At 51.6% G+C, this 5,470-nt stretch carries 1 protein-coding gene, 2 tRNA genes and 3 rRNA genes; 5 read left to right on the plus strand and 1 reads right to left on the minus strand.

The features are described from left to right. The first annotated feature begins 228 nt into the window (after positions 1-228). The 3 genes from FVQ98_RS19405 (at position 229) to FVQ98_RS19415 (ending at position 2,032) form a co-directional block, all read left to right on the plus strand. A 16S ribosomal RNA gene (locus FVQ98_RS19405) occupies positions 229-1,761 on the plus strand. A 98-nt stretch (positions 1,762-1,859) separates the two neighbouring features. Beyond that, positions 1,860-1,936 (plus strand) — tRNA-Ile (locus tag FVQ98_RS19410). 20 nt (positions 1,937-1,956) lie between these two features. After that, positions 1,957-2,032, plus strand: a tRNA-Ala gene (locus tag FVQ98_RS19415). On the opposite strand, the gene FVQ98_RS19815 is transcribed toward FVQ98_RS19415, so the two are convergent. Continuing rightward, positions 2,020-2,166: a hypothetical protein gene (locus FVQ98_RS19815; RefSeq protein WP_187265822.1), complete on the minus strand. Its 147-nt coding sequence runs from the start codon at positions 2,164-2,166 to the stop codon at positions 2,020-2,022. The two genes, FVQ98_RS19415 and FVQ98_RS19815, sit on opposite strands and share 13 nt — an antisense overlap. A 172-nt stretch (positions 2,167-2,338) precedes the next feature. Between FVQ98_RS19815 and FVQ98_RS19420 the strand changes: the two genes are divergently transcribed. Both FVQ98_RS19420 and rrf read left to right on the plus strand, forming a co-directional pair. Then, positions 2,339-5,207: ribosomal RNA gene (locus FVQ98_RS19420) — 23S ribosomal RNA — on the plus strand. Positions 5,208-5,319: 112 nt separating this feature from the next. Next, positions 5,320-5,432, plus strand: a 5S ribosomal RNA gene (gene rrf, locus FVQ98_RS19425). The 16S, 23S and 5S rRNA genes sit together here with 2 tRNA genes alongside, the layout of an rRNA operon. Positions 5,433-5,470: the final 38 nt, after the last annotated feature.

Genomic DNA, 5,470 nt, shown 5'->3' on the forward strand with positions numbered 1-5,470 from the left:
TGACAGGTTTTTCAAAAGCGTGTCATAATTGAAGGCTCAGTTGATCGCAGCTGAGTTGCCGCAAACAGGTGTTGCGGTGGTTCATTAAAAACATACAGCCGATAAGCGTGGGCGTTTGATGGCGAATTGCCAAAGTCTTTCAGACTATCAAACGCTCATGAAGAAAAGAAGTGAAGTTCACTTCAATTCCGAAATGAGTTAACTCGAAAGAGTATAAATTTCAAGATCGAACTGTAGAGTTTGATCCTGGCTCAGATTGAACGCTGGCGGAATGCTTTACACATGCAAGTCGAACGGCAGCACAGGTGCTTGCACCTGGTGGCGAGTGGCGAACGGGTGAGTAATACATCGGAACGTGCCCAGACGTGGGGGATAGCTCGGCGAAAGCCGAATTAATACCGCATACGATCTACGGATGAAAGCGGGGGATCGCAAGACCTCGCGCGTTTGGAGCGGCCGATGGCAGATTAGGTTGTTGGTGGGGTAAAGGCTTACCAAGCCTGCGATCTGTAGCTGGTCTGAGAGGACGACCAGCCACACTGGGACTGAGACACGGCCCAGACTCCTACGGGAGGCAGCAGTGGGGAATTTTGGACAATGGGCGCAAGCCTGATCCAGCCATTCCGCGTGCAGGATGAAGGCCCTCGGGTTGTAAACTGCTTTTGTACAGAACGAAAAGGTCCTGGTTAATACCTGGGGCTCATGACGGTACTGTAAGAATAAGCACCGGCTAACTACGTGCCAGCAGCCGCGGTAATACGTAGGGTGCAAGCGTTAATCGGAATTACTGGGCGTAAAGCGTGCGCAGGCGGTTATGTAAGACAGAGGTGAAATCCCCGGGCTCAACCTGGGAACTGCCTTTGTGACTGCATAGCTAGAGTACGGTAGAGGGGGATGGAATTCCGCGTGTAGCAGTGAAATGCGTAGATATGCGGAGGAACACCGATGGCGAAGGCAATCCCCTGGACCTGTACTGACGCTCATGCACGAAAGCGTGGGGAGCAAACAGGATTAGATACCCTGGTAGTCCACGCCCTAAACGATGTCAACTGGTTGTTGGGTCTTCATTGACTCAGTAACGAAGCTAACGCGTGAAGTTGACCGCCTGGGGAGTACGGCCGCAAGGTTGAAACTCAAAGGAATTGACGGGGACCCGCACAAGCGGTGGATGATGTGGTTTAATTCGATGCAACGCGAAAAACCTTACCCACCTTTGACATGTACGGAAGTTTCTAGAGATAGATTCGTGCTCGAAAGAGAGCCGTAACACAGGTGCTGCATGGCTGTCGTCAGCTCGTGTCGTGAGATGTTGGGTTAAGTCCCGCAACGAGCGCAACCCTTGCCATTAGTTGCTACGAAAGGGCACTCTAATGGGACTGCCGGTGACAAACCGGAGGAAGGTGGGGATGACGTCAAGTCCTCATGGCCCTTATAGGTGGGGCTACACACGTCATACAATGGCTGGTACAGAGGGTTGCCAACCCGCGAGGGGGAGCTAATCCCACAAAGCCAGTCGTAGTCCGGATCGCAGTCTGCAACTCGACTGCGTGAAGTCGGAATCGCTAGTAATCGCGGATCAGAATGTCGCGGTGAATACGTTCCCGGGTCTTGTACACACCGCCCGTCACACCATGGGAGCGGGTTCTGCCAGAAGTGGTTAGCCTAACCGTAAGGAGGGCGATCACCACGGCAGGGTTCGTGACTGGGGTGAAGTCGTAACAAGGTAGCCGTATCGGAAGGTGCGGCTGGATCACCTCCTTTCTGGAAAACAGCAATTCAATTCAAACGTCCACACTTATCGGTTGTTGGAAGGTGTCGCCAGCGGTCTGGGCTTGCTTGGCTCGTTGAGCGACCGGCTTGGGTCTGTAGCTCAGTTGGTTAGAGCACCGTCTTGATAAGGCGGGGGTCGTTGGTTCGAGACCAACCAGACCCACCATCCCCGCATCCATCCGACCTGGGGGATTAGCTCAGCTGGGAGAGCACCTGCTTTGCAAGCAGGGGGTCGTCGGTTCGATCCCGTCATCCTCCACCATTCATTGTGAATATCAAAGCTTCCTGTATGGGGGCTTTGATATTGGCATTGCCAGTAATTGAGTCGAAAGACTCACGGCTGTTCTTTAACAATTCATAGAGTCGAATCAGCGTTGCTGACGGAAAGAGCTTCATGGCTCACCGTGCCGTCAGCAACATTTTTTGATTGCGTCACAAACGAATTCAGCTTGTCTGAAATTCGAGTAATTTGAGCTTTGGCTCAATTACGGCATAACGCGCCAGGTGAAAGACCTGGCAAGTTAACTTGATGGATTTTGAAGTTTCGTGAGAAACGTCAAAGTTATAGGGTCAAGTGACTAAGAGCATGTGGTGGATGCCTTGGCGATGATAGGCGACGAAGGACGTGATAGCCTGCGATAAGCTTCGGGGAGCTGGCAAATTAGCTTTGATCCGGAGATTTCCGAATGGGGAAACCCACCGAAAGGTATCTTCAGCTGAATACATAGGCTGTTGAGGCGAACCGGGTGAACTGAAACATCTCAGTAGCTCGAGGAAAAGACATCAACCGAGATTCCGAAAGTAGTGGCGAGCGAAATCGGAGAAGCCTTCTAGTGATAGCACGACTGTTAGCAAAACGGTTTGGAAAAGCCGGCCATAGCAGGTGATAGCCCTGTATGCGAAAACTGACGTGTGGTACTAAGCTAGAGACAAGTAGGGCGGGACACGTGTAATCCTGTCTGAACATGGGGGGACCATCCTCCAAGGCTAAATACTCATCATCGACCGATAGTGAACTAGTACCGTGAGGGAAAGGCGAAAAGAACCCCGGGAGGGGAGTGAAATAGATCCTGAAACCGCATGCTTACAAAAAGTCGGAGCCCTTCGGGGTGACGGCGTACCTTTTGTATAATGGGTCAGCGACTTACATTCAGTGGCAAGGTTAACCGAATAGGGAAGCCGAAGAGAAATCGAGTCCGAATAGGGCGATTAGTCGCTGGGTGTAGACCCGAAACCAGGTGATCTATCCATGGCCAGGATGAAGGTGCCGTAACAGGTACTGGAGGTCCGAACCGACTAGTGTTGCAAAACTAGCGGATGAGCTGTGGATAGGGGTGAAAGGCTAAACAAACCTGGAAATAGCTGGTTCTCTCCGAAAACTATTTAGGTAGTGCCTCAAGTATTACCTTCGGGGGTAGAGCACTGTTTTGGCTAGGGGGTCATGGCGACTTACCAAACCAAGGCAAACTCCGAATACCGAAGAGTACAGCTTGGGAGACAGAGCACCGGGTGCTAACGTCCGGACTCAAGAGGGAAACAACCCAGACCGCCAGCTAAGGTCCCTAAAATTGGCTAAGTGGGAAACGAAGTGAGAAGGCTAAAACAGTCAGGATGTTGGCTTAGAAGCAGCCACCATTTAAAGAAAGCGTAATAGCTCACTGATCGAGTCGTCTTGCGCGGAAGATGTAACGGGGCTAAGCCAGTTACCGAAGCTGCGGATGCACAGTTTACTGTGCGTGGTAGGAGAGCGTTCTGTAAGCCTGTGAAGGTGGCTTGTAAAGGCTGCTGGAGGTATCAGAAGTGCGAATGCTGACATGAGTAGCGTTAAAGCGGGTGAAAAGCCCGCTCGCCGTAAGCGCAAGGTTTTCTACGCAACGTTCATCGGCGTAGAGTAAGTCGGCCCCTAAGGCGAGGCAGAGATGCGTAGCTGATGGGAAACAGGTCAATATTCCTGTACCGATGTATAGTGCGATGTGGGGACGGATTCTAATAGGTCATCCAGTTATTGGATTCTGGTTTAGACAGATGTAGGCGACAGGTAGGCAAATCCGCCTGTCATATACCGAGGCTGTTGATCGAGCGAGCTTGCTCGTGAAGTGACTGAACGGGGTCCCAGGAAAAGCCACTAAGCTTCAGCTATACACGACCGTACCGCAAACCGACACTGGTGCGCGAGATGAGTATTCTAAGGCGCTTGAGAGAACTCTGGAGAAGGAACTCGGCAAATTGACACCGTAACTTCGGGAGAAGGTGTGCCCTAGTAGTGTGATGAGAACATCTGAGCATGAAAGGGTTGCAAAGAATAGGTGGCTGCGACTGTTTATCAAAAACACAGCACTCTGCAAACACGAAAGTGGACGTATAGGGTGTGACGCCTGCCCGGTGCTGGAAGATTAATTGATGGGGTGCAAGCTCTTGATCGAAGTCCCAGTAAACGGCGGCCGTAACTATAACGGTCCTAAGGTAGCGAAATTCCTTGTCGGGTAAGTTCCGACCTGCACGAATGGCGTAACGATGGCCACACTGTCTCCTCCAGAGACTCAGCGAAGTTGAAATGTTTGTGATGATGCAATCTCCCCGCGGAAAGACGGAAAGACCCCATGAACCTTTACTGTAGCTTTGTATTGGACTTTGAACAGATCTGTGTAGGATAGGTGGGAGGCTTTGAAGTGTGGTCGCTAGATCACATGGAGCCAACGTTGAAATACCACCCTGGTGTGTTTGAGGTTCTAACCTAGGTCCCTTATCGGGATCGGGGACAGTGCATGGTAGGCAGTTTGACTGGGGCGGTCTCCTCCCAAAGTGTAACGGAGGAGTTCGAAGGTACGCTAGTTACGGTCGGACATCGTGACGATAGTGCAATGGCATAAGCGTGCTTAACTGCGAGACTGACAAGTCGAGCAGATGCGAAAGCAGGACATAGTGATCCGGTGGTTCTGTATGGAAGGGCCATCGCTCAACGGATAAAAGGTACTCTGGGGATAACAGGCTGATACCGCCCAAGAGTTCATATCGACGGCGGTGTTTGGCACCTCGATGTCGGCTCATCTCATCCTGGGGCTGTAGCCGGTCCCAAGGGTATGGCTGTTCGCCATTTAAAGAGGTACGTGAGCTGGGTTCAAAACGTCGTGAGACAGTTTGGTCCCTATCTTCCGTGGGCGCTGCAGATTTGAGAAAGCCTGCTCCTAGTACGAGAGGACCGGAGTGGACGCACCTCTGGTGTACCTGTTGTCACGCCCGTGGCATCGCAGGGTAGCTAAGTGCGGAAGAGATAACCGCTGAAAGCATCTAAGCGGGAAACTCGTTTCAAGATAAGATCTGCCGGGGCCTTGAGCCCCCTAAAGAGTCGTTCAAGACCAGGACGTTGATAGGCTGGGTGTGGAAGTGCAGCAATGCATTAAGCTAACCAGTACTAATTGCTCGTGCGGCTTGACCCTATAACTTTGATCAATCGATCAGGTGTTATGCCAAGTGACGCAAACAAATAAAAGCTGAATCGCTCTATGAATTGGTTGACCAGGCCCAGTGCCTCGTCAACAACAAGTTATGCCTGATGACCATAGCAAGGTGGTACCACTCCTTCCCATCCCGAACAGGACAGTGAAACGCCTTAGCGCCAATGATAGTGCGGATTCCCGTGTGAAAGTAGGACATCGTCAGGCTATTACAGCAAGCATCCCGCCCAGTCTCCATTCGAGAC

This window comes from Ottowia flava (assembly GCF_008017535.1).
Classification (GTDB): domain Bacteria; phylum Pseudomonadota; class Gammaproteobacteria; order Burkholderiales; family Burkholderiaceae_C; genus Ottowia; species Ottowia flava.

Bases quoted from the DNA above. Each gene is read 5' to 3' on its own strand.
- FVQ98_RS19815 (WP_187265822.1), bottom strand. From the start codon at position 2,166: ATGAAGCTCTTTCCGTCAGCAACGCTGATTCGACTCTATGAATTGTTA.